The organism is Streptomyces sp. B93 (assembly GCF_018070565.1).
Classification (GTDB): Bacteria; Actinomycetota; Actinomycetes; order Streptomycetales; family Streptomycetaceae; genus Streptomyces.
The window spans coordinates 1-23,345 of record NZ_JAGPXL010000071.1 but is presented as its reverse complement, the minus strand read 5'-3'; the positions used below and the strand labels follow the sequence as shown (position 1 = coordinate 23,345).

24 protein-coding genes, 1 tRNA gene and 1 pseudogene are annotated in these 23,345 nt (G+C 73.5%); 13 read left to right on the top strand and 13 right to left on the bottom strand.

The window, feature by feature from the left end; genetic code table 11:
• Positions 1 to 256, top strand: a pseudogene (locus KBY47_RS34365) (hypothetical protein); the annotation flags it as partial.
• 7 nt (positions 257 to 263) lie between these two features.
• On the opposite strand, the gene KBY47_RS34360 reads toward KBY47_RS34365, so the two are convergent.
• A complete protein-coding gene (locus tag KBY47_RS34360; protein ID WP_210928237.1) occupies positions 264 to 656 on the bottom strand; it encodes an FHA domain-containing protein in 393 nt (130 codons plus the stop codon).
• 146 nt (positions 657 to 802) lie between these two features.
• Between KBY47_RS34360 and KBY47_RS34355 the strand changes: the two genes are divergently transcribed.
• The gene (locus KBY47_RS34355; protein WP_210928235.1) at positions 803 to 1,225 is read left to right on the top strand and encodes a DUF1992 domain-containing protein; all 423 of its coding nucleotides are present in this window, start codon (positions 803 to 805) and stop codon (positions 1,223 to 1,225) included.
• 13 nt (positions 1,226 to 1,238) lie between these two features.
• On the opposite strand, the gene KBY47_RS34350 is transcribed toward KBY47_RS34355, so the two are convergent.
• Positions 1,239 to 1,808, bottom strand: coding sequence for a hypothetical protein (locus KBY47_RS34350; protein WP_210928234.1), 570 nt, complete (start codon positions 1,806 to 1,808; stop codon positions 1,239 to 1,241).
• A 4-nt stretch (positions 1,809 to 1,812) separates the two neighbouring features.
• Positions 1,813 to 2,550 (bottom strand): hypothetical protein, encoded by a 738-nt coding sequence (locus KBY47_RS34345; RefSeq protein ID WP_210928231.1) that lies wholly within the window; start codon positions 2,548 to 2,550, stop codon positions 1,813 to 1,815.
• Positions 2,551 to 2,670: 120 nt separating this feature from the next.
• Between KBY47_RS34345 and KBY47_RS34340 the strand changes: the two genes are divergently transcribed.
• The gene (locus KBY47_RS34340) at positions 2,671 to 3,201 is read left to right on the top strand and encodes a GNAT family N-acetyltransferase (protein ID WP_210928229.1); all 531 of its coding nucleotides are present in this window, start codon (positions 2,671 to 2,673) and stop codon (positions 3,199 to 3,201) included.
• 5 nt (positions 3,202 to 3,206) lie between these two features.
• On the opposite strand, the gene KBY47_RS34335 is transcribed toward KBY47_RS34340, so the two are convergent.
• A complete protein-coding gene (locus KBY47_RS34335) occupies positions 3,207 to 5,252 on the bottom strand; it encodes an MFS transporter (RefSeq protein WP_247695671.1) in 2,046 nt (681 codons plus the stop codon).
• Positions 5,253 to 5,468: 216 nt separating this feature from the next.
• On the opposite strand from KBY47_RS34335, the gene KBY47_RS34330 reads away from it, so the two are divergent.
• Positions 5,469 to 6,665 (top strand): peptidoglycan-binding domain-containing protein, encoded by a 1,197-nt coding sequence (locus KBY47_RS34330; RefSeq protein ID WP_210928226.1) that lies wholly within the window; start codon positions 5,469 to 5,471, stop codon positions 6,663 to 6,665.
• 294 nt (positions 6,666 to 6,959) lie between these two features.
• On the opposite strand, the gene KBY47_RS34325 is transcribed toward KBY47_RS34330, so the two are convergent.
• The gene (locus tag KBY47_RS34325) at positions 6,960 to 7,637 is read right to left on the bottom strand and encodes an HAD family hydrolase (protein ID WP_210928224.1); all 678 of its coding nucleotides are present in this window, start codon (positions 7,635 to 7,637) and stop codon (positions 6,960 to 6,962) included.
• 211 nt (positions 7,638 to 7,848) lie between these two features.
• On the bottom strand, positions 7,849 to 8,430 hold the full coding sequence (locus KBY47_RS34320; protein ID WP_210928222.1) for a TMEM165/GDT1 family protein: 582 nt from the start codon (positions 8,428 to 8,430) through the stop codon (positions 7,849 to 7,851).
• A 396-nt stretch (positions 8,431 to 8,826) separates the two neighbouring features.
• Between KBY47_RS34320 and KBY47_RS34315 the strand changes: the two genes are divergently transcribed.
• The gene (locus tag KBY47_RS34315; RefSeq protein ID WP_210928220.1) at positions 8,827 to 9,471 is read left to right on the top strand and encodes an HNH endonuclease family protein; all 645 of its coding nucleotides are present in this window, start codon (positions 8,827 to 8,829) and stop codon (positions 9,469 to 9,471) included.
• 97 nt (positions 9,472 to 9,568) lie between these two features.
• Positions 9,569 to 11,218: an alkaline phosphatase D family protein gene (locus tag KBY47_RS34310; RefSeq protein ID WP_210928218.1), complete on the top strand. Its 1,650-nt coding sequence runs from the start codon at positions 9,569 to 9,571 to the stop codon at positions 11,216 to 11,218.
• A 3-nt stretch (positions 11,219 to 11,221) separates the two neighbouring features.
• Here the strand turns inward: KBY47_RS34310 and KBY47_RS34305 are convergent, their stop codons facing one another.
• Complete coding sequence (locus KBY47_RS34305; RefSeq protein WP_210928216.1) at positions 11,222 to 11,764, bottom strand: superoxide dismutase family protein; 543 nt, start codon at positions 11,762 to 11,764, stop codon at positions 11,222 to 11,224.
• A gap of 272 nt (positions 11,765 to 12,036) precedes the next feature.
• Between KBY47_RS34305 and KBY47_RS34300 the strand changes: the two genes are divergently transcribed.
• Positions 12,037 to 12,618, top strand: coding sequence for a DedA family protein (locus KBY47_RS34300; protein WP_210928240.1), 582 nt, complete (start codon positions 12,037 to 12,039; stop codon positions 12,616 to 12,618).
• Between the two features lie 36 nt (positions 12,619 to 12,654).
• Here KBY47_RS34300 and KBY47_RS34295 read toward each other — a convergent pair whose 3' ends face one another.
• Positions 12,655 to 12,885: a DUF2277 domain-containing protein gene (locus KBY47_RS34295; protein WP_210928214.1), complete on the bottom strand. Its 231-nt coding sequence runs from the start codon at positions 12,883 to 12,885 to the stop codon at positions 12,655 to 12,657.
• Positions 12,886 to 13,007: 122 nt separating this feature from the next.
• Here KBY47_RS34295 and KBY47_RS34290 point away from each other — a divergent pair, with 122 nt between their 5' ends.
• The gene (locus tag KBY47_RS34290; RefSeq protein ID WP_210928212.1) at positions 13,008 to 13,934 is read left to right on the top strand and encodes a ketopantoate reductase family protein; all 927 of its coding nucleotides are present in this window, start codon (positions 13,008 to 13,010) and stop codon (positions 13,932 to 13,934) included.
• On the opposite strand, the gene KBY47_RS34285 is transcribed toward KBY47_RS34290, so the two are convergent.
• Complete coding sequence (locus KBY47_RS34285) at positions 13,931 to 14,530, bottom strand: GNAT family N-acetyltransferase (RefSeq protein ID WP_210928210.1); 600 nt, start codon at positions 14,528 to 14,530, stop codon at positions 13,931 to 13,933. The genes KBY47_RS34290 and KBY47_RS34285 overlap by 4 nt on opposite strands.
• A 6-nt stretch (positions 14,531 to 14,536) precedes the next feature.
• Between KBY47_RS34285 and KBY47_RS34280 the strand changes: the two genes are divergently transcribed.
• Complete coding sequence (locus tag KBY47_RS34280) at positions 14,537 to 14,881, top strand: hypothetical protein (RefSeq protein WP_210928209.1); 345 nt, start codon at positions 14,537 to 14,539, stop codon at positions 14,879 to 14,881.
• A gap of 56 nt (positions 14,882 to 14,937) precedes the next feature.
• On the opposite strand, the gene KBY47_RS34275 is transcribed toward KBY47_RS34280, so the two are convergent.
• Positions 14,938 to 15,009 (bottom strand) — tRNA-Val (locus KBY47_RS34275).
• 205 nt (positions 15,010 to 15,214) lie between these two features.
• Between KBY47_RS34275 and KBY47_RS34270 the strand changes: the two genes are divergently transcribed.
• The 3 genes from KBY47_RS34270 (at position 15,215) to KBY47_RS34260 (ending at position 17,710) form a co-directional block, all read left to right on the top strand.
• Positions 15,215 to 15,985 carry a DUF4097 family beta strand repeat-containing protein gene (locus KBY47_RS34270; RefSeq protein ID WP_210928206.1) on the top strand — a complete coding sequence of 257 codons (771 nt, stop codon included), beginning with the start codon at positions 15,215 to 15,217 and terminating at the stop codon, positions 15,983 to 15,985.
• Positions 15,986 to 16,059: 74 nt separating this feature from the next.
• Positions 16,060 to 17,454 (top strand): hypothetical protein, encoded by a 1,395-nt coding sequence (locus KBY47_RS34265; protein WP_210928204.1) that lies wholly within the window; start codon positions 16,060 to 16,062, stop codon positions 17,452 to 17,454.
• Positions 17,455 to 17,473: 19 nt separating this feature from the next.
• The gene (locus KBY47_RS34260; protein WP_210928202.1) at positions 17,474 to 17,710 is read left to right on the top strand and encodes a zinc ribbon domain-containing protein; all 237 of its coding nucleotides are present in this window, start codon (positions 17,474 to 17,476) and stop codon (positions 17,708 to 17,710) included.
• Positions 17,711 to 17,904: 194 nt separating this feature from the next.
• Here KBY47_RS34260 and KBY47_RS34255 read toward each other — a convergent pair whose 3' ends face one another.
• The 3 genes from KBY47_RS34255 to KBY47_RS34245 are packed head-to-tail and all read right to left on the bottom strand — an operon-like array spanning position 17,905 to position 22,348.
• On the bottom strand, positions 17,905 to 18,723 hold the full coding sequence (locus tag KBY47_RS34255) for an HAD family hydrolase (protein WP_210928200.1): 819 nt from the start codon (positions 18,721 to 18,723) through the stop codon (positions 17,905 to 17,907).
• The gene (locus KBY47_RS34250) at positions 18,723 to 21,164 is read right to left on the bottom strand and encodes a phosphoribosyltransferase (protein WP_210928197.1); all 2,442 of its coding nucleotides are present in this window, start codon (positions 21,162 to 21,164) and stop codon (positions 18,723 to 18,725) included. The genes KBY47_RS34255 and KBY47_RS34250 overlap by 1 nt, the downstream gene beginning before the upstream one ends.
• 17 nt (positions 21,165 to 21,181) lie before the next feature.
• Positions 21,182 to 22,348 (bottom strand): HpcH/HpaI aldolase/citrate lyase family protein, encoded by a 1,167-nt coding sequence (locus KBY47_RS34245; protein WP_210928194.1) that lies wholly within the window; start codon positions 22,346 to 22,348, stop codon positions 21,182 to 21,184.
• Between the two features lie 175 nt (positions 22,349 to 22,523).
• Between KBY47_RS34245 and KBY47_RS34240 the strand changes: the two genes are divergently transcribed.
• Positions 22,524 to 23,276 (top strand): TerD family protein, encoded by a 753-nt coding sequence (locus KBY47_RS34240; protein ID WP_247695670.1) that lies wholly within the window; start codon positions 22,524 to 22,526, stop codon positions 23,274 to 23,276.
• Positions 23,277 to 23,345: the final 69 nt, after the last annotated feature.

Genomic DNA, 23,345 nt, shown 5'->3' with positions numbered 1-23,345 from the left:
GCGGAGCACCGGTTCACCGGAGCGGACGACCCCGGCGTCCCCCGGCATCCCGGCGTCCCCCGGCATCCCGGCGTCCCCCGGCATCCCGGCGTCCCCCGGCATCCCGGCGTCCCCCGCCACCCCGGCGGCCCCCGGCACCCCGGGGGGCGCGGCGGCCGGGGCCGAGCGCCGGGGGGCCGGGGCCGGGGGCGGGGCCGAGCGCCGGGGGCCGAGGGCCGGGTCCGGGTCGAGGGGCCGGGTCCGGGTCGAGGGCTGACGGTACGTCAGACCTCGTGGTAGAAGCCGACGTTGACCGTGTGCGGGCCGGTGCGGTCCTGGATGACCAGCTCGCCGTTGCCGCCCCGGGGCAGCGGCACCGTGGCGCCGTAGCCGAGCGGCTGCGCGTACTCCCCGACCGTCAGCCGCACCTCGGACGACGGATCGGGCTGCGAGCCGCGCAGCCAGGTCACCTGCCAGCCGCCGTCCGCACCGCACACGAACTCCAGGTGGACGCGGGAGACGAACAGCCAGTCCTGCGGCGTCGCCAGACGGCACACGCCGCGGTCCCTGCCCACCCGCAGCACGGCCCCGGGCTCGCTGGGCGCGTCGGCCATCAGCATCCCGGCCGTGGCACCCTCGTCCGCCCCGGAGACGGTGGCCATGGTGAGTTCGAGCACGTGCGCTCCCTGTGAGGTGTCCCGCCGCCGGCACGTCGTCCCGCGGTGCGGAGGTCGTCGAACGTCCTTGTGCGGCGGCCCGGTCGGGCGGTACCGCCGCCGAATGATAAAACGCCCGGCCCGGTCACGTCCGGCACAATGGGTCCATGACCGAGCGAAAGCCACCGGGTGTGCCGTTCGAGTCCTGGGTCGACAAGCAGATCCAGGACGCCCAGTCCCGTGGCGACTTCGACCGGCTGCCGGGTGCGGGCAAGCCGCTGCCGGACCCCGCCGGGACGTCGTACGACGAGAACTGGTGGATCAAGCAGAAGCTGGCCCGCGAGGGCGTGTCCGTCCTGCCGCCCGCGCTCCAGCTGCGCAAGGAGGCCGAGGAGGCGCTGGAGGCGGCGCTGCGGGCCCCCTCGGAGCGGCTCGCCCGGCAGATCGTCACGGACATCAACGTCAGGATCCGCGACATGCTGCTCATGCCGCCGCCCGGCCCTCCGCTGGGACGCAGACCGTACGACGTCGAGGACGTGGTACGGCGCTGGCGGGAGGGCCGGGCGACGGGTGACGCCGGGCCGGGGTGACGCGGTCTTGCGGTTACTGGTGCAGAAGCCGGTCGGCCAGCTCGCGGTAGTCCCGCAGCGCCAGCCGGAGTTGCTCGGTGTCGGCGGTGGTGGTGCGCCCCTCGTCGGTCTCCTGCCAGGACATCCGCAGGGTGCGGCGTCGTTGGGTGACGGCGTCGCTGAAGCGGGCGGCGATCTCCTCCAGCGTCTGGTCCGCCTCCTCGACGGCTGACCTCGGCCCGTCGACGAACCCGGAGACCGCGTGCCGCATCCGCGACGCCAACTGGTCGGTCTCCTCGTGGGGGAGGAGGGGGGCCGGGTGGGAGGCCGTGCGGGCCTCGGAGGCCATGGTGGTCTTGGACGTCTTGGACGCCCTGGAGGCGTCGGACACGCCGTGGCCCGGCGCCTGCGCCTCGTGCGTCCCGTGTGTGGCGGGCGTGACGGGCGTGACGGGCGCCGCCTGGGCCGCGTGCGTCTCCCTCGACCCGCCGGTCGCCCCGACGGGCCCCGCCGTGGTGCCGTGGCCGGTGATGTCCTCACGGCGCTGAGTCCCCCGGTCGGGGTTCTCGTCGAACGCGCCGGTCGGCCGTGTCGCGTCGGACATGTCCTCAACTCCCCTTCGGATGACTCTCGTGCCGCCTGCCGAAGGCCCACGGCAGATGGGCCCGGCCGCCCGCGTGGGCCGGGGCACGCCGGTCGCCGGTGTCCCGCCCGGCGGACCGGTCGGTGGTGCGGGTGGTGTGGCGGTCCTGCCGGGTGGGGGCCATCAGGTCCTCGAACAGGGCCCGGGCCTCCACCATCGCCTCGCGCATCTCCTCGGTGGCGGCGCCGCCCTCCCGCGCCTCGGCGGCGCGTTCCTCATGGGTGCCGCCCAGCGGCGTGTGGGCGATGCGGTGCACACGGCGGTAGCCGTTCACATGGCGCGCGTGGTGCACGGACAGCGCCGCGAGCTGTTCCTCGTACTGCCCGCCGTCCGGGAAGCCACGCGCCCCGGCCACCTCGGCGAGCAGCCGGTCCGCCTCGGTCACCGCGTCCCGCGGCGAGTCGACGAACCGCTCCTGCGCGGCCGCCCAGCGCGCCTCGAACTGCTGGCGCCGCTCGGGCTCCAACGGCTGTTCGCGCAGGTCACCGTGGCGCTCCAGGCGTCCGGCGAGTTCCCGCTCGGCCGCCTTGGCGTCCCCGTCGTGCCGAGCCACGGCACGGTCGTACTCGGGTCCGAAGCGCCGCCGGAGTGCCGCGCCGCCGGTCCGCCCGCCGCCACGGGCACGCAGACCCGTCACGGCCGCCGCGACGATCACGACGGCCGCCACGATCACGATCAGAGCAATGATCCAACCAGTGGACATGAATGCCTTCCGGGTTCTCGACCCAACCGACCCGCATGGCCGGTTCGCATGCCGGGTTGCCTCGGCGGCGGCGCTCAAACAGTTCGTAGAGGCCGGGGAACGGACATCACAATGAGCGGCATGGACACGACCGACCGGACCCCGGGCTGGACCATCGCCCCCGAGCCAGTGGGCTCACCCGTCGCCGCCGCCCTCTGGCGGGCGTACTACACGGAGGTCAGCGACCGCTGGTACCTGCTGCACGAGGGGCGCCGCACCGACCCCGCCGAGCTGGAGCGGGAGATCGCCGCCGACCCCGGCGACCACCTCGCCCCGCCCTCCGGACGGTTGCTGGTGGCGCGGTACGGCGGCGCCCCGGCCGGGATGGCGGGCGTACGGCTGCTGGACGCGTCGACGGCCGAGCTGAAACGGGTGTTCGTGTACGAGGACATGCGGGGCCGGGGCGGCGCCGCCCTGCTCGTGACCGCCGCCGAGGACGCGGCCCGCGCGCTCGGCGCGACCCGGATGGTGCTGGACACCCGCGGCGACCTGGTGGAGGCCCGCGGCCTGTACGCCCGCCTCGGCTACCGCGAGACCGCCCCGCACAACGACGAGCCGTACGCCGAGCACTGGTTCGGCAAGGACCTGGCGAGCGTGAGCCCTTCGGTGTGAGCCGGTCAGCGAAAGCCGGTCACTGGTCGGGGCTCGTGCGGCTGCTCCCGGACCGACCCGCACAGCTCCTCGTTCAGCTCCCTGACCAGCTGGACCAGGTCGGTGGGCCGGTCCGGACCCCACCAGTCGCCCAGCAGCTCCGCCAGCGACTCCTCCCGCGCCCCCGCCAGCCGCTCGGCCACCGCCCGCCCGGTGTCGGACAGCCGCAGGTCGAGGCCCTCCCGGACGGCCAGGCGACGCTCCTCGAGCTGCCGGGCGGCCTCCAGGATCACCGACAGCGGGACCGGGCTGTGCTCGGCCAGCACACCCGGCTCCACCGAGCCGTACTTCTTGATCCGCAGCAGCATCCAGCTCGCCGCGGGCAGCAGGTCGTAACCCGCCCGTTCCGTGATGCGCACATAGATCTCCCGGCGGCCCTCCCGGGTGCCGAGCACCGACAGCGCCCGGCACACCTCGTCGTACGACGACCGCTCCACCGGGTTGCTGGCGAGCGTCTCGCTGACGTCGGGCGCCGTGACCGAGCCGCGCAGCCGGTCCTCCTTCAGGAACCACGCCAGCACGAACCCGAGGAGCGCGACGGGGGCGGCGTACAGGAAGACGTCGGTGATGGCGGTGGCGTACGCGTCGAGCGCGGGCGGGCGCAGGGGCGGCGGCAGGGCCCCGATGCCGCGCGGGTCGGACTCCAGGGAGCCGACCGAGACGCCGGGCGGGAGCGGGGTGCCGCGGAACGCGTCGGTCAGCAGGTCGCCCAGGCGGCCCGCGAAGACGGTGCCGAACACGGCGACGCCGAACGACGCCCCGATGGACCGGAAGAACGTCGCGCCGGAGGTGGCGACGCCGAGGTCCTCGTACGACACGGCGTTCTGCACGATGAGCACCAGCACCTGCATGACCAGACCCAGACCGAGGCCGAAGACGAAGAAGTAGGCGCTCATCTCGGCGGTGGAGCTGTCCACGTCCATCCGGTGCAGGAGGAGCAGACCGAGCGCGGTGATGCCGGTGCCCGCGATCGGGAAGACCTTCCAGCGGCCGGTGCGGCTGACGATCTGCCCGGAGCCGGTGGACGCCAGCAGCAGCCCGAACACCATCGGCAGCATGTGCACACCCGACATGGTCGGCGACACACCCTGGACGACCTGGAGGAACGTCGGCAGATACGTCATCGCGCCGAACATCGCGAAGCCGACGATGAGGCTGATGACGGCGGAGAGCGTGAAGGTGCGGATGCGGAACAGCTTCAGCGGCAGTACGGGCTCGGCGGCCCGGCGTTCGGCGCGCACGAACGCCACCGCGAGCGCCACTGACAGCACCAGCAGACCGACGATCTGCGGCGACCCCCAGCCCCAGGTGACGCCGCCGAGGGAGGCCGCGAGGACCAGGCAGGTGGCGACGGAGGCGATGAGGAAGGTGCCGAGGTAGTCGATGGTGTGCCGGGTCTTCTTGGGCGGCAGGTGCAGCACGGTCGCGATGACGGCGAGCGCGACGACACCCAGCGGCAGGTTGATGTAGAACACCCAGCGCCAGCTGAGATGCTCCGTGAACAGCCCGCCGAGCAGCGGCCCGAGCACACTGGTGGCCCCGAACACCGCGCCGAACAGCCCCTGGTAGCGGCCCCGGTCGCGTGGGGGGACCAGGTCCCCCACGATCGCCATCGACAGCACGATCAGCCCGCCGCCGCCCAGCCCCTGCAACGCCCGGAACGCGATGAGCATCGGCATGTCCTGCGCCGCCCCGCACAGCGCGCTGCCCACCAGGAAGATCACGATGGCGATCTGGAACAGCCGCTTGCGCCCGTACTGGTCGCCGAGTTTGCCCCACAGCGGGGTCGCGGCGGTCGACGCCAGCAGATACGCCGTCACCACCCAGGAGAGGTGGTCGAGGCCGCCCAGTTCGCTGACGATGGTCGGCAACGCGGTGGCGACGATGGTCTGGTCGAGGGCGGCGAGCAGCAGGCCCAGCAGCAGGGCGCCGAGCGAGACGAGGACGTTGCCGGGCACGTGGCCGTCGCCGGTGCTTCCGGGTGGCCGGTCCTCACCCGCCTTCCTCGCCATACCGTGCGTCATATCGCGCGCGTCCCCCGCCATGAAGACCTCCCGGGGCTCTTGTGACAACTTCCATCGTGGCGGCTGTGTCCGCTTATGGCCTGTCGAGTCCTTTTGGAAGAGCTTCTTCCGCGGGCCGGCTGGGCTCCGGTGGGGGGATTGCGCGCAGGAAGTGTGCGCACGGTCTGCATAATCTCTGGAGTTCGCAAGGGGAGGAACGGACACATGGCCGAGCCGAAGGGGCAGCCGTGCCCGCAGTGCGGGGCACACCGGGGGACGGACCGCACCCCGTCGTGCGCATGCGGCCGACGGGCATCGGACGCACTGCGTGACGCCCGTACGGCGGAACAGGCCGCGGCGGAGGACTTCAATCCGCTGCGGATACGGCCGTATGTGGATCTGGACGCCGGGGGCGGGGCGTCGTCGGGGGCGGATGACGGGGCGAGTGAGGGTGAGAGCAAGGGGGAGAGTGAGGCGGGGAGTGAGGGGGAAGCCGAGCCGGGGGCGACGCCGCTGCCCTCGGAGGCCTCGAACGCCTCGAACGCCTCGAACGCCGCCGAGACGACGATGGTCCTGCACGCCGTGACGCCGTCCGGGCACGAGGCCACGCCCGAGCCCGCCGCGGAGGCCGACACCGCCTCCCCGCGGCCCACCCCGCTCGCGCCGTCCTCGGCCGAGCCGAGCGCCGGGGACCTGCGGATGTTCGAAGCTGGGGGGCGTCAGGGGGCGACCGGACACGGTCCTGTGCCGTCGCCCTCCGCGCCCGACCCGTCGGACGGCGCCGCCGGACGGGGTCCCCGTCGACGCCGTACGGTGCTGCTCGGTGCGGCGGCCGCGGTCGTCGCCGTGGTGGCGGCGGCCGGGTTGGCCAACGGGGTGTTCTCCTACGACACCCCGAGCAGGGACGACGCCATGCCGCAGGACGTGCGGGAGGCCGTACCGGAGGCGGAACCGGGCGCCGAGTCCTCCTCCGCCCAGCCCGCCACCGGCGCCCCCGCCTCGACCGCGCCGACCTCCACCGCACCGAGCCCGTCGGCCAGCGACAGCGCCTCGGCCTCGGCTTCACCGACGAGCGCGTCACCGTCGGCGTCCAGTTCCCCGACGACCGAGGCGCCCGCGACGACCCGGCCCCCGACGACAGCCGCCGCCACCGCCACCGTCGGCCCACGCGAGGAGGACACCCCGACCGCCTCCGCGGGCCCCGTCCTGCGGCGCGGTGACCGGGGGCCCGAGGTGACCGAACTCCAGCAGCGGCTCCGCCAGTTGTGGCTCTTCAACGGCGACGCCAACGGCTACTACAGCCGCCACCTGGAGGACGCCGTCAGCGCCTACCAGTGGACCCGCGGCATCGACACCGACGAACACGGCGTGTACGACGCGGGAACGCGGGCGCGACTGGAGGCGGAGACGGCGGAGCCGTGATTGCGCGGGGGCGTGGGGGGCGTGAAGGGGCGTGGGGCCGCCCGCCGACCCGGCGTGCAGGCGAGGCGCGGGCGCGCCCCTCACTTCCGGCCCACCCCACAGCCGACCCAAGGGACCAGCGCCTTCGGCCCCCGCCTTTCCGGGCCTCAGCGGCTTGCGGGCCGGTGGGTGGCGGGGCGGGGCGGAAGCGGTTCAGGGGGTGGGTGGCCTGTTTGGCTCACGGGAGGGGCGGCCTGGCCTTGTCCCACGTGAGCCGAACAGGCCACTCAGCCCAGCGGCCCGGTCCCGCGTGCCTCAGCGGGGGCCGGTCGTGTTCGTTACGTGCAGGTTTATGACGCCGTTCCCGGCGTCTTCCACGCGGATGCGGGTCAGGTCGCGGACCGTGATGTCGGGGCGGTGGAAGCCGGCGCGTGGGCCTACGCCGATGACGCGCATGCCTGCCGCGCGGCCGGCGGAGATGCCCGCGCCGGAGTCCTCGAAGACGATGCAGTCGGCGGGGGCCGTGCCCAGTTCGGCGGCGCCCTTGAGGAAGCCCTCGGGGTCGGGCTTGCTGGCGCCGACCGACTCGGCGGTGACGCGGATGTCGGGCAGGGGGAGGCCGGCGGCGGCCATGCGGGCGGTGGACAGGGCGACGTCGGCCGAGGTGACGAGGGCGTGCGGGAGGCCGTGCAGGGCGGCGAGGAACTCGGGGGCGCCGGGGACGGCTACGACGCCGTCCATGTCGGCGGTCTCCTCGGCGAGCATGCGGGCGTTGTCGGCGAGGTTCTGTTCCATGGGGCGGTTGGGCAGCAGCATCGCCATCGAGGCGTAGCCCTGGCGGCCGTGGACGACCTTCATCACCTCGTCGCCGTCCAGCCCGTGCCGCTCGGCCCAGCGCCGCCAGACGCGCTCCACGACGGCGTCGGAGTTCACGAGGGTGCCGTCCATGTCGAGCAGGAGGGCGCGGGCGGTGAGCACGGTGGTGGCCGTCATGGGCAGCAGCTCCAAAGCGCGGGTCGCGGGCCGGATGCGGCCCCTCGGGGAACAAGGCGGCCCCGCCCGCCGGTCAGGGAAAACGGGCGGGAGCCACTTTGTTTCTCTACGGTACAAAACAAATCCGGCATCCCGCCACCGTCGTCGCCGATTTTTCATCTTCCGTTCAGTGCGGGCGGACAGGTGAGGGACCGCCCCGGCCCACCCGGGCTTACCCAGTGATCGCCTCCCACAGACTCCACAGCCCCAGGGCGAGCATCAGAAGTGCGGCGATCTTGGTGATCAGCTTCAGGGGTACGCGCTTCATCAGGGCCTTTCCGCCGACGATGCCCAGTCCGGCCACCGTCCACAGGGCGAGGACCGCGCCCAGGCCGACGGAGAGCGGGCTGTCGTAGCGGGCCGCGAGGTTGGCCGTCATGATCTGCGTCAGGTCGCCGAACTCCGCGACCAGGATGAGCATGAAGCCCGCCCCGGAGACCTTCCAGAAGGACTGGTCCCGCGGCTTGCGGATCTCCTCCTCGCCGTCGTCGTGCTTCATCAGGAGCATCGCGGCGCCGCCGAGGAAGAGCACGCCGGTGAGGGCGTGGACGAGCTGCCGGGGCAGCAGTGTCAGGACGCTGCCCGCCGCCACCGCGAGCGTGACGTGTACGGCGAAGGCCGCGGCGACGCCCGCGAAGACGTACGAGGCGCGGTACCGGGTGCCGAGGACGAGCCCGGCGAGGGCGGTCTTGTCCGGCAGTTCGGCGAGGAAGACGACGCCGAAGGTGAGCGCCATCACGGTCAGGCTGATCAAGGGTTCCTCAATCGGTCGGGGCCGCCCCCACCGAGAGTGCTCCAGCCCTTCGGACGCGACACACCTCGGCAGGGACAGCACACGGGGCACCCGCGCCACCTGGGCGGCACGGGCGTGCACTGTCTGCCGAAGGTCTCGCTGGCCGGGTCCACGCGACCTGGCTCCGGGCGCCGGCCCAGCTGGGCTGAGCAGTATGTCGACGGTCCGGCGAAGAGCTACTCCCCTTCAACGTCCTTCATGGTACGCGACGGGCGGACGAGCGAAAGTTCGAACGTGAACCTTGTCGTGTCATGCACACGTCATTAGCTTCTTACCGCACGCACACCTGTACGCAACGCGGCGCCGCGAGCATTTCCCCGCTCGTCGCCAAGACCCCCATTCCCCAAGGGAGTTCGCATGCCGAAGTTCTACGCGCGTCGACGGCTCAGCATACTCGCCGCTCTCACCGGCTTCATAGCCTTCGCCGGGCTCTTCAACGGCCCGGCCGCCTCCGCCGCCCTCCCCACGCCCGTGAGCGCCGCCACCGCCCGCTCCTACCTCGCCAGCCTCACCGTGGCCACCGAGAACCGCACCGGCTACAGCCGCGACCTCTTCCCGCACTGGATCACCATCAGCGGCACCTGCAACACCCGCGAGACCGTCCTCAAGCGGGACGGCTCCAACGTCGTCACCGACTCCGCCTGCGCCTCCGTCAGCGGCAGCTGGTACTCCCCCTACGACGGCGCCACCTGGACCGCCGCCTCCGACGTCGACATCGACCACCTCGTCCCGCTCGCCGAGGCCTGGGACTCCGGCGCCGGTTCCTGGACCACCTCGCGGCGCCAGGCCTTCGCCAACGACCTGACCCGCCCGCAGCTCATCGCGGTCACCGACAACGTCAACCAGGCCAAGGGCGACCAGGACCCGGCCACCTGGATGCCGTCGCGCACCGCCTACCGCTGCACCTACGTCCGCGCCTGGGTGCAGGTGAAGTACTACTACGGCCTGTCCGTCGACTCGGCCGAGAAGTCCGCGCTGACGAACTACCTCGCCAGCTGCTGATCCGCTGATCCCGGGAACCGGCCCATCCGCCTCCGTCGTTCCGTACCGTACGGGTCGGCGGAGGCGGACCCGATCGACACGGAGGGCGGGCGATCACGTGGCGAACCTGCGGCTGGGGCCACTGCTCAGACACACCGACAGCGCGACGGCGACCGTCTGGATCGAGGCGAGCCGCCCCTGCGCCGCCGAGGTGCGCTGCCCCGACGGCGCCCACGGCACGGCCCGCACCTTCCAGATCGCCGGGCACCACTACGCCCTCGTCCCGGTGACCGGCCTCACCCCGGGCACCTCGACGCCGTACGAGGTGTTCCTGGACGGCAGCCGTGTGTGGCCGCCGCCCGGGTCGCCCTTCCCGCCCTCCGAGATCCGCACCCCGGGCGACGGCGGGGCGGTGCGGGTCGCCTTCGGGTCGTGCCGCTGGGCCGCGCCGCCCGCCGACGAGCACGACGCCGTGGGTCCCGACGCCCTGGACTCCCTGGCCGCCCGCATCGCCGCCGATCCCGACGCCGAGCGGCCCGACGTGCTGCTGCTGCTCGGGGACCAGGTCTACGCCGACGAGGTGTCCGACGCGACCAAGCGGTGGCTCTCCGCCCGCCGTGACCTGCGTGAACCGCCGGGTGAGCAAGTGGCGGACTACGAGGAGTACACCCGCCTCTACTACGAGTCCTGGCTCGATCCGGAGATCCGCTGGCTGCTCTCCACCGTGCCCAGCTGCATGATCTTCGACGATCACGACGTCATCGACGACTGGAACACCTCCGCCTCCTGGCTCGCCGACATGCGGGCCACGCCCTGGTGGCGGGAGCGGCTGCTGAGCGGTCTGATGTCGTACTGGGTGCATCAGCACCTCGGCAACCTCACCCCCGGCGAGCTGGCCGCCGACCCCGTCTACGCGGCCGTGTGCGCGGCTCCCGACGGGACCGATGTGCTGCGTGCCCATGCCGCGCGCGCCGACGCCGACCCGGCCGCCGTCCGCTGGAGCTACCGGCGTGACTTCGGCCGCGTACGGCTGCTGATGGTCGACACCCGCGCGGCCCGGGTGCTCGACGAGGACGCCCGCTCGATGCTCGACCCGGGTGAGGCGCGGTGGCTGCGGGAGCAGGCGCTGGACGCGCCGGGGTCGTACGACCATCTGCTGATCGGCACCTCGCTGCCGTGGCTGCTGCCGCATCTCGTGCATGACGTGGAGGGGTGGGACGCGGCGTTGTGCCGGGGCGAGAAGGGGCCGCGCTGGGCGCGGTTCGGGGAGCGGCTGCGGCGGGCGGCGGACCTGGAGCACTGGGCGGCGTTCCCGGCGTCGTTCGACGCGCTGGCGGCGCTGATCGCGGAGGTGGGCAGTGGTGCGGGGGCGCCCGCGACGGTGAGTGTGCTGTCGGGTGACGTCCACCATGCCTATGTCGCCGAGCCCAGTTGGCCGTCGAACGCTCCGGCCGTGCCCGAGGCGCGGGTGGCGCAGCTCACCTGCTCGCCCGTGCACAACTCCGTGCCGCTCTCGATCCGCCTCGGCTTCCGGTTCGGCTGGAGCGGGGTGGCGCGGGCGCTGGGGCGGCTGGCCGCCGGGCACGGGCGGGTCCCCGAGCCGTCGGTCGACTGGCGGCGGACCGGTGGCCCGTGGTTCGGCAACCAGCTCATGACGCTGACGCTGCGCGGGCGTTCGGCGCGGCTGCGGCTGGAGCGGGCGGCGCGGGCGGGCCGGGGCGCGCCGCCCGCCCTGCGGACCGTGACGGAGACCGAGCTGGCCCCGTGAGCCTCACCCGGGCGGGGCGACCCAGCCGAACGGCACCGTGAAGCAGCCCACCCGCTCCCCGGCGCCGCCCTGCTCGTCGTGGATGATCACGGAGGAGGCGGCGGCGTGCCGGAAGCCCCAGTCGTGCCGGGCTACGGCCTGCCCGGCGCCGTGGCGGTCGGCCTGGAAGTCCAGCCACACCTCGTTGCGGGGGTTGACGTCGGCGGGGTCGGTGGACGGCCGGTGCTGGTAGTGCCCGCCCGCCGCGGCCGGGTCGGCGCCGCACGGCTTCTGGTGCACATGGACGCCGTACCGGTGCCCCGGCCGCATCCCCGTGACCCGCAGCCGTACGGTCGTGGCGCCGCCGGGGTCGATGTGCTGTCCGACCTCGATCCACGAACCGTTCGGGACGAGTGTCTGGTCGTAGGTGATCGCCGCGGAGGCGGCGTGGGAGGGGGAGGGCGCGAAGCGCGCGTCCGTCCGCATCGAGTAACCCCCGGCATCGCTGCCGGACCCGGCCGCGAACACGGCCGCGGCGACGGCACCGGCGCATACAGCTGCCACCATGATGTGCACTTTCCTCACGTTCGAACGAAGGGGAGCGGCTCCGCTGAGCGGCGGCGCTCCTTCCGTTCGTACGGGAGCGGGGGACGCTCCGCCCGTCGGCAGCGGGCAGCCGGGTGAACACCCCCAGTGAACACACGAGCCCCCCGTGACCCCGCTGTCACACCCCGGGCGTACGCTGTATGGCTGTCATGGGCCCGTCCTGCCGCCCCGTATCCGCGGCACGGCGTCCGGCCCGCACGGGGGAGCAATGGGGAGTCGCGGTGCTGGAGAGTATGGGGTCACTGACCGGGAGCCCCTGGATCTACGCCGTGGTGGCCGCTTCGGTGCTCCTCGACGTGTTCGTGCCGGTACTGCCCAGCGGGGTGCTGGTCATCATGGCCGCGACGGCGGCGGCCGCCCAGACGGCCGCGCACTACGTCCCCGACATCCTGGTGCTGACGCTGTGCGCCGCCACCGCTTCCGTGCTGGGTGATCTGGTGGCGTTCCGGCTGGCCTGGCGCGGGGGTCCGCGGCTGGACCGGGCGCTGTCCCGCTCCCGTCGGCTGCGCGGCGCGCAGGAACGTCTTGGCTCGGCCCTGGCCAAGGGCGGCGGCGCCCTGGTCGTCCTGGCCCGCTTCGCGCCCGCCGGACGCTCGGTCGTCTCCCTCGGTGCCGGGGCGGCTCACCGCCGGGTCCGGGAGTTCCTCCCCTGGTCAGCGCTGGCCGGGCTGTCCTGGGCGACCTACAGCGTCGCCCTCGGCTACCTCGGCACCCACTGGCTGGGCGCGCCCTGGCTGGCCACGGTGGTCTCGCTGCTGGCCCTGCTCGGCGCGGGCGCCGCGGCGACGTACCTGGTGCGCCGCCGCCCGGCGTGAGCGAGGGGGCCCACGCCGGAGCGGGCTGCCGGACGGTCACCCGGCCCTGCGGGCGGCCGCCCCTCTGATCTCCAGCCCGGCGAGCAGGTCGGCGGTGGCCTCGGCGACGGCGTCGACGGCCCGGTCGAACACCTCCTGGTTGTGCGCGGCGGGGGCCCGGAAGCCGGACACCTTGCGCACGTACTGGAGCGCGGCGGCGCGGATGTCCTCCTCGGTCGCCTCCTCGGGCAGCGCGGGCGGGCGGAGCGTCTTGATGCTGCGGCACATGGTCCCAGTCTCACCCTTCAGGATGGTTGCGGCACGGGCCTCCCGGCGATCCGGTCGACCTGTCATGATCACTGCTGGCGGCCACCGCTTCCGGGGCCGACCGACGAGAGGAGCCACTCGACATGGCACAGGACACCCCCAAGGCCCCGAACCCCGACAAGCCGACCGTCGCGGTCCTCGGCCCCGGTGGCGTGGGCGGACTGCTCGCCGCGCTGCTGTCCCGGGCCGGGCACCGGGTGATCTGCCTGGCCACGGACGCCACGGCCGAGGCCCTGCGCACCCGTGGACTGCGCGTCCGCAGCGGGCAGTTCGGCGACTTCACGGTCGCCGTGGAGGCCGACACCGAGCTGCGGGAACCCGTCGACGCCTGCCTGATCGCCGTCAAGGCGACCAGCCTCGACGCGGCCCTGCCCCGCATCCCGGCTCAGGCCATCGGCGACACCCTCCTCGTACCGTTCCTCAACGGTGTCGAGCACCCCGGCCTGCTGCGCGCCCACTACCGCCCCGACCAGGTGGCCCCCTCCGCCATCCGCGTCGAGTCGACCCGCGTCGCCCCCGGGGAGATCGAGCACGGCAGCCCGTTCGCCCAGATCGACCTGGCCGGTGACCCGGTCCCGCGCGCCCGCCTGGACGCCCTGGCGGTGGCCCTGACGGAGGCCGGGATCACCACCCGGGTCCTCGACGACGAGGTCGCGGCGCTCTGGGCGAAGATGTCCTTGCTGGCGCCCATCGCCCTGCTCACCACCCGCTACGGCGTCCCGCTGGGCGAGATCCGCGACCGGCACCGCGAGGAGCTGACCGCGCTGGTCAGGGAGGCCGCCGAGGTGAGCCGCGCCTGCGGCGGCCCGGCCGACCCGGACGGCGCGCTGGCCCGCTACGACGCCTTCCCGCCCGGCACCAAGTCCTCCATGCAGCGCGACGCCGAGGCGGGCCGCCCGCTGGAACTGGACGCGATCGGCGGGGCGTTGCTGCGCGCGGCCGACCGCCACGGCATCGCCGTACCGACGGCGTCCCGGGTGGTCCGGGAGCTGGGCAGCACCGCCGGTTAGGAGCCGTCCGCCGCCAGGTCGTACCGCCAGTCGTTGCACCGGATGGGGTTGCCCTTCGGGTACTCGAAGCCGACCTCGCCGAGCAGGGTGAACCCGGCCCGGCGGCAGACGGTGTTCGACGCCGCGTGCGTCACCTTCGGGTAGGCGTGCAGATACCGGTGCCCGCCCGCCGCCCGGGCCGCCTCGATGACGGCGCGGGCGGCCGCGGCGGCCAGCCCGCGCCCCTGGAACTCGGGCAGCACCCCCCACCCCGCCTCCCACACCGTGCCGCCCCGCCACTCCCGCTCCCAGTAACCGACCGACCCCACGGTCCGCTCGTCGTCGGCCAGCACGACCCGGTACATCCGCCCGTCCCCCGGCTCCACATACCGCCGATGCCGCGCGAGCAGCTGCTCCTCGCTCTCCGGACCGCCCAAGTGCGCGGTCATCTCCGCACTGTTGAGCCGACGCAACAACCACACGTCCCCCTCCCCCCACGGCTCCAGCCGCACGACACCGTCCACCCCTCCGCCGCTACCCGTCACACCCACCACCCTAGGACGGGGGTCTGACACTCCGGGGAAAACTCGCGCCCCTAAATCGAACAGGCGTAGCATTGGACCGTGGCTACGCCCTATGACTTCCCCAGCGACCTCCTCGCCGGCCAGGAGGAGCTGCATCAGGTCCGGGCCGAGCTGTCGGCCCTGCTGAAGCGGCTGCCCTGGTCGGTGGAGCCCGAGGACGGCTTCAGCGACGACAACGGCTGGCGCAAGGTCGAGCGCCCCGCCTCCCCCGGCTGGACGGCCGACGAACAGGCCGAGGTGGAGAAGCTGCGCCGCCGCGAACACGAACTCGCCGTCTTCGTCAGCACCCACCGCTACTGGTCCCAGCTGACCGGCCCGGACCGCGTCACGGCCCGCTCCCGCCTGAAACACGCCCACGAGCCCCCGCCCGCGGAAGCGGAGTGAGCACCCGCGCACGCAAGAGGCCCCCCGCGGATCACGCGGAGGGCCTCTGACCTGTGTGGGCGCGGACGGTTTCGAACCGCCGACATCCTGCTTGTAAGGCAGGCGCTCTACCCCTGAGCTACGCACCCGGGACGAGTCGACAGCCTACCTTGCCGGGGGCGCTGTCCCGCAAACCCGTTCCGGCGCCCGGCATCAGGGGGATCCGGGGGTTATCCCCACCCCGTATCCGGGAGCGGCCCGGATCCCCCGCGAGGCGCCGCTTGCCTACGGTCGAAGGGTCGCACCGAACCGTCCGACGGACCGTCCGTCCCAGGTGACCAGGGGGAACCTCACATGCCCAGCTCTCGTACGGCCCGTACCGCCACCGTCGCCGGGGCCGTGGCCGTCCTGTTCGCGGGCGCGACCGCCTGCGGCGCCTCCGCGGGCGACGACAAGGACCCCGAGCGGCGCACCTTCGCCGTCGAGGGCGACACCCTGACCGTCGACTCCGACGACTCCGCGCTGGAGATCGTCGCCGCGGACGCGTACCCGGCGGGGAAGGTGAAGGTGACCCGCTGGTTCCAGGGGTCGGTGGTGATCGGCTCGGACCCGAAGGTGACCTGGTCCATGAGCGGTGACCGGCTGGAGCTGCGGATGCGCTGCTCGGGCATGGTCGCGGACTGCGCCGCCAAGCACCGGATCGAGGTCCCGCGCGGGATCACCGTCAAGGTCCGGGACGGCGACGGCAGCGTGCGGGCCCGGGGCTTCGAGGACCCGCTGGAGATCCGTACGGGCGACGGGTCGGTCCATGTCACCGACTCCACCGGGCCGCTGACCCTGCGCACCGGCGACGGCTCGGTCCGTGCCGACGTCACCTCGCGCGAGGTGCGCGCCCGCACCGGCGACGGCTCGGTGAACCTCACCCTGGGCGCCGTACCGGACCTGGTGGACTCCCGCACCGGGGACGGTTCCGTCACCATCTCGCTGCCCGACGCCACCTACCGCGTGACCACCCGGACCGGCGACGGCGCGGTGGACGTGTCCGTGCCCCGCGACGAGTCCAGCGCCCATGTGGTGAACGCGCGCACGGGCGACGGAAAAGTCACGGTCCGAACCGCGAACTGACCGGCCCGTGTGTTCGTCCCTAACCGGTGGGAGAATGTGACCGGGCAGGGCGAATCACAGCACGGGAGAGGGATGTGACGGCGACACCAGCGCAGCCGAACTCGCCGTCGGGGCCGCGCGTGCGCCGCCGCCGGACCTCCGGGGGCCCGCTCCGGGACCTCACCGCCCTCGCCCTGCTGCCGCTGGTCGCCGCGCTGGCCCTGCCCGCCGCGTTCACCGGGGGTGGCACCCGCCGCTGGTTCGGCGGCCGGGCGGAGAACCAGCGGGCCGAGGCGCAGGCCGCGAAGGACGCCGCCGCCGCCGCGTTCTACGAACTCGACACCGCCCAGCGCGACCTGCGGATCTCCATCGAGACGATCACCGCCGTCGACGACTCCCCGGCCGCCCGCCGCGCCACCGGCGACTTCGCGGCGATCGGCCAGCGGATCGACGAGGCCAGCCACCGCTACATCCAGGCCGTCGACTCCCACGACCTCGACCGCGACGACCTGGAGGCCTCCGCCGCCGCCCGCGCCCGCACCGAGCTGACCAAGGCCAAGGAGGAGCTGGAGCGGGTCAAGAAGGAGCTGGACCGGTTCGCGGACGGCCTCGGCCCGCTGCTCGGCAAGGCCGAGACCCAGCTCGCCCGGCTCGCCCCGGCCGTCGAACGCGCCCGGCAGGCCCTGCTCGCCGCGTCCAACGCCCTCGACGCGGTCCGCGCGGCGGGGCTCACCGCGGACGATCTCGCCGCCCGCCTCGCCGCCCTCGGCCCGGAGCTGACCAGGCTCAACCAGGGCGCCGGACAGCACGGCGTCGCGGGGACCCTGGAGCGGGCCGAGCGGGTGGCCCGGGAGGCGGAGGCGATCCGCGCGGAGGCCGAGCGGCTGCCGGAACGGGCCGCCGAGATCGACCACCGGCTGGTGTCGCTGCGCACCCGCGCCGAGGCGCTCACCACCCGTGCCGGACAAGTGGAGCCGGTCCTGAGCGAGCTGCGGCGCAGGTTCACGATCGCCTGCTGGCAGGACCTCCAGCACGTCCCGGAGCAGGCCGCCGAGACCGTACGGCAGGCGGAGCGCAAGCTCGCCGAGGCGCGGGCCGCCCGGGAGGCGCAGCGCTGGCCGGACGCCACCGCCCTGCTGTCCACCGCGCGGGCGCTGCTGAACAGCACCGACGAGGCGGTGTCCGCCGCCGGTGACCGGCTGCGGCGGCTGAACGCCGTGCAGAAGGACCCCCAGCAGGAGATCGACCGCACCCGGTTCGCCATCCGTGACGCCCAGCGGCTCGCCATGGCCGGACGCAACACCCCCGACCCGCGGCACGCGCGCCCGCTCGACGACTCCGTGGCCCGGCTGGAACGGGCGATCGCCTCCCTGGAGGGCCGTCACCCCGACTACTGGCACTTCCTCACCGAGACGGAGGCGGTACGGCAGACGGTGGCGGGCGTCGTCGGCCGCATCCGTGAGGAGCGGGGCGCTACGACGGGGCACTGACGCCGGTTAACCTGTGCCCATGCCTCGCTACGAGTACCGCTGCCGTACCTGCGGCGACACCTTCGAACTGAGCCGTCCGATGGCGGAGTCGTCCGCCCCGGCCGCCTGCCCCGCCGGTCACGACGACACCGTCAAGCTGCTGTCGACGGTGGCGGTCGGCGGCACCGCCACCGGCCCGGGACCCGCCCCGCGCCCGAGCGGCGGGGGCGGAGGCGGAGGCGGGGGCGGCTGCTGCGGCGGAGGCTGCTGCGGCTGAGCCCTCGCCCCCGGCGAAGGCCGGGCCCCCACCCGGCCAAGACCCAGCCCACACCCGGCCGCGGCGCCCGCCCGCATCCCGGCCGCGGCCCAGCCCACACCCGGCCGCGGCGCCCGCCCGCGCTCCGGCGGCGGCTGAGCCCCCGCCCCTGGCAGCCCTCCCTCAGTCCGGTGCGCCGCCCAGGCGGCCCTCCGTCAGTCCAGTGCGCCGCTGCGCGCCACCCGCAGGAGTTCCCGCAGCACCCGCTCCCCCGCCAGCACCCCCCGCTCCGGCAACGCCCTGATCGTCGGCGCGCCCCACCCCGCGTCGGCCAGCTCGCCGTGGCCCGGCCGCCAGCCCCGGTCGGCGGCGAGCAGCAGGTCGGCGTCGAGGAGGGAGTCACCGGCGGCGAGGGTCAGCCCGGCGCCGGTGCGGCGGGCGACCTCGCGCATGGCGGCGCTCTTGGTCAGCGGCTTGGGCACGGCGTACAGCTTGCGGCCCTGGAGGGAGACCGTCCAGCCGCGGTTCTCCGCCCACACCGCCAGCTCCTTCACCCAGTCCCCGGGCAGCAGCTCCCGCTCGACGACCAGATAGACGAAGAGGTCCTCCGCCACGCGGTGCTTGCGCACCCACGCCGGGTCCGCCGTCGCGTACAGATGCTCCCGCACCTCGGCGAGCGGCGCGCACTCGTCGGCGAGCCGGGCGCTGACCTGCCGGTGCCAGTCGCCGTCGGAGACCCCGTCGACGAGCAGGTGGCCGCCGTTGGCGCAGATCGCGTACCGGGGCGCCGGACCGGGCAGGTTGATCCGCTCGTACTGCTTACGGGTCCGGGTCGTCGTCGGCACGAACACCGCCGCGTCCCCCAGCTCGGTCAGCAGCCCCGCCGCCGTCTCCGTCAGGTACGACAGCGGCTTGCTCTCGTGCACCTCGACGCAGAGCAGCCGGGGCGCCCGCGCGTCCGGCATCGTCAGCGCGAGGGCGGCCGAGGAGTAGATGAGCGTACGGTCGAGGTCGCTCGCCACCAGCACCGGCATCACGGGGTCACCGCCTTGCCGTCGGCGCCGGTGGCGCCCCGCGTGTACTGGGGGTGGATCAGTCCGACGCAGGTGTACGGCAGTTCCGCGACCTCCTCCACGACCACCCCCCGCTGCTCCGCGAGCAGCCGGACGTGGTCGAGGTCGGCGCCCGCGCCCGTCCGCGCCAGGATCTTCCACGGCACCCGGCGCAGCAGCACCCGGGTGGTCTCGCCGACGCCCGGCTTGACGAGGTTCACGTCGTGGATGCCGTACTCCTCGCTGATCCGCTCCACGGCCGCCCACCCCTCCCAGGTGGGGGTGCGGTCGGCGGCCAGCAGTTCCTTGACGGCCGAGTCGACCGCGTCCTCCACCTCTCCGAAGCGGGCGGAGACGGCGTCGAGGAAGTCGACGGACACATCGGCCCCGGCGAGTTCTCGGTAGAACTTGGCGCCGTGGAAGTCGTCGGGCCCCACCAGGTCGGCCCGCAGCACGGTCCGCGATATCAGCCCGGACACGGTGGAGTTGAGGCAGGCGGACGGGATCAGGAAGTCGTCGCGGGTGCCGTACGTCCGTACGCACGCGCCCGGGTCGGCGAGCACGGCGATCTCCGGATCGAACCCGCCGATCCCCTCCTTCTCCTCGAACTCCCGCACGGCCTGCGCGAGTTCGCGGGTGATGGCCCCCTTGCCGGTCCATCCGTCGACGAACACGACATCGGCGGGGTCATGGTGCCCGGCCAGCCACCGCAGCGCGTTGGCGTCGATGCCGCGCCCGCGCACGATCGACACGGCGTAGTGGGGCAGCTCGAGTCCGTGCCGGTGCTGCGCCCAGCGGCGCATCAGCACGCCGACCGGTGTGCCCGCGCGGGCCAGCGACACCAGCACGGGCCGCGGTGACCGCTCGGCGAGCACGGTCTCGGTGACCACGCCCACGGCCCGCGCGAGCCGGGCCGCCGAGGCGTCGAGCGCGGCGTGGAAGAGCCGCTGGTACCGCTCGCTCGGCTGGTACTCGACCGGCAGCGACTCGGCGTAGTGCGCGCCACCGCTCTGGATGGCCTCCTCGCGCTCCTCCGTCGGCGCCTCCAGGGTGACGTCCGACAGGTCCTGGAGCAGCCAGCCGACCTCGTCGGGCGCGTACGAGGAGAAGGCGGGTCCGCGGAGGGGCTCGGGCAGCATGGCGGGCCTTTCGGGGGCGTGCGGCGCGGCGGGAACGTACGAGGGCACGACGGCGAGCAGAACACGGGGGGTGTGGGCGGCGAGCTGGTCCAGCAGCCCGCCGGGGGCGTGCAGCGCGTCCGTGTCGGCGGCCGAGTCCACGACCGCCACCACGGCGTCGAAGTCCCCGCCCGCCACGTTGTAGGCGTACCGCTCGCCGGGCCCGTCGGCCGGGTCGTCGTGCGCGGGGAAGACCACCCGGCTCCGGATGGCGTACCCGGGATCGTCGACGGCGAGGACCGGCGACCGGGTGGTGGTCGAGAACCGTACGTCCGCGCCCACGAGTTGCTCCAGCTCACGCGCCAGCCGCAGCGGTGCGTACATCAGCTCCTCGCAGCCCAGCACCAGCACCCGCCGGGCATCGGCCGGAAGCGCCTCGGCGAGCCGCGCCCCCATGGCGGGCAGCGCGTGCTCCAGCCGTCTGCGATGCAGGGGTGTGAACCCGTGCCGCCCGCCGTCGGGCACCCCGCCGGGCCACCGGAGGCCAACCCTCCGCACCACCCCGCGCCCGGGGCTCACGACCGTCGGACCCCGCTCATACCGCTCGACGAGCGCCTGCCCCTTCACCAGTACGCCGTCAGGCAGCCGTACACCGCCCCGCGCCGCGGCGACCAGCTCCACCCGGGCGCCGATCTCCCGCCCGAACTCGGCCAGCCGCTCCCGGTCCGCGTCGGACCGCATGTCGACCAGCGCGACCACCACGTACCGCTCACGCGGATACCGCTCGTGCAGCGCCCGGAGGGTGTTGAGGACGGTGTTGCCGGTGGAGAACTCGTCGTCGACGAGGACCAGCGGCCCGTCCGCCGCGAGCAGGGTCGTGTCCTCCGGGAGCAGCAGGTGGGAGGTGGCGTGCGAGTGGGACTCCTCGAACCCCCCGGCCGGTACGACCCCGGCCACCGGCCGCCGCGTGGAGTGCAGGTACGGCACGTCACCGAGTCCGTCGGCGACGGAGTGCCCGAGCCCGGTGGCGGTCTCCGCGTACCCGACGACCACCGCGGCCCGGGTCCCGTCCAGCAGCTCCCGCACCCGCCGCCCGAGGGCGAACCCGGCGCCGTACACCACCGAGGGCGACTGCGGTACGTGCTTGCCGAGCACGTTGGACACCAGCAGATGGGCCCGCCTGGGATTGCGCCTGAGCGCCAGCCCCAGCAGGTCCCGCAACTGGGTGTCACCCACGAGTTCGACACCGAGCCGCTCGGCGACCCAGGCACCGGACCAGACCCCGTTGTTCACTGCGTTCGTCATCCGTCCCTTGTCATGGCTCACCCGGGTATGCCCGCGGCGAGCAGTTCCACGAAGCTGATGTCCTCATGGGCCACGCCGAACACCTCGGCGCGCAGCATGGTCCGCTCGGCCCAGGCGCGATGCGGTTTCACTTCGTTCATCTTGTTCGTGTACGCCGACCGGAGCACGCCCCCGCCGCCGCGCTCGGGCCGGAGGATGTCCTGGGCGTCGCTGTACTCCTCGTGGCTGACCACGGACAGGGCGTGGACGGGCAGCACGTGCGAGGGGTGGATGCAGGTCTTCCCCAGCAGCCCGTTGGCCTGGTCGAGGGCGATCTCCCTCAGCAGCCCGTCCATGGCGTGCTCGATCAGCTCGGCCCGCAACTCCTCCACCTTCCCCTCCAGGAAGGGGCTGCGCCGCAGCTGAGGCTTGAACATACGTTCCTGCACCCGGAAGTACTCCCACACGGGCCCGGTCACGGTGAACCCGGTCCCGTCGGCCCGCCCCAGCATGTTCACCACATCCGAGATCACCGACGCGACGATCTGCACGTCGTAAGCCGTCATGTCAGGCGCCCGACGCAACCCGTAGGACGAGCAGAAATCGGTCACCCCCAGCCGCAGCGCCAGCACTCGGTCCCGGAACTTGTCGATCGCGCGGTAGATGCCCTCCAGGGTCTCCACCCGCGACTCCCGGTAGAGCAGCTCGGGCGACTCCAGCACGGGCATCGCGAACAGCCGTCGCCCGGTCTCGGCCTCGGCGGTCTGAAGGGCCTCCAGGAACGGGATGCCCCGCTCCTCGGTGAACTTGGGCACGACGAACCCGGACAGCAGACGGACCGCGGGCCCGAGCCGCCGCGCGAGATCGGGAATCTGCTCGGGCGCACGCACCCGAACGAACAGCAAGGGCAGGACCGCCCCGTCCCGGGCGTCCAACTCGGTGAACTGCCGCACGAGGTTGTCCTCGGCGTCGGGGACCTCCTCGTCGCTGATCGAGTCCTCCAGGCACAGCACCATCGACACGACACCGCGCCCGCCCTGCTTCAGGACGTCGTCGACCAGCCGGGGCCGGGTCGCCGGACTGTAGAGCGTGGCCCCGAGGGCGGCGGCGAGCAGACGGGCCGGGGAGTCCGCGGTGAAGGAGCACGGCTCCCGGAAGAACAGCCGGTTCCGCACCTCAGGGGCAATGTGCCCGAAATGACGCATATGACTCCCTGTGGTGCCTGAGTGACCCTGTGGACTGTCCATGGGTGGCCGGTAATAGTACGTAAGGGACCGTGTCACAGGTTCCCACCGGGCATGAATTCCAGGTAACGCAGCCAAGCACACCCTGCTCCGCCCCGCGTTGTCGTGAGCAGGACCGAGAGGGCAGGATGACCGCATGACGCACGCGATGCTGAAGGGGTCGAACGTCCCGCTGGAAGCGACGACGGTACGCGCCGTACTGCGCTGGACGCCCGGGCAGGGGGTGCCGGACGTCGACGCCTCCGCGCTGCTCCTGGGGCCCGACGACCGTGTGCGGTCCGACGAGGACTTCGTCTTCTACAACCAGCCCCGGCACCCCTCCGGGAAGGTCTGGCGGCTCGGGAAGAAGCGGGTCACCGAATACCTGACCGACACGATCCAGACAGACCTCTCCGGCGTCGAGCCGACCGTCGGACGCATCCTCCTCATCGCCTCGGCGGACGGTGTCGCCTTCGACCAGGTGGAGAACCTGCGCATCCTCCTCCACGACGCGGCCGACGCGGACGGGGAACCCCTCGCGACGTTCGACGTCACGCCGGAGACGGGCGCGGAGACGGCACTGATCTGCGGCGAGCTGTACCGGCGGGGGGAGGGCTGGAAGTTCCGGGCGCTGGGCGAGGGCTACTCCAACGGGCTCCGTGGCCTGGCGACGGACTTCGGCATCTCGGTGGACGAGTCGGACCCGGACGCGACACCGGAACCGACGGCTGCCGCCGCACCCACGGCGGAAATCTCGGCCCCCCTGCCCCCGGAGCAGCCGACCGCAGTCACCCCGCCCCCGCCCCCCCCACCCGGGGCCCCCCCCCGCGCCCCCCCCGCCCCCGCCCCCCCCGCCCGCGCCTCCGTCGTTTTTAATGATCCGGCGACCACCGAGATCTACACATTCTAGCTCGTCGGCAGCTTCAGATGTTTATAAGAGACAGTCAAGGAATTCCTGTTGCCGGACGCCACCCCGGAC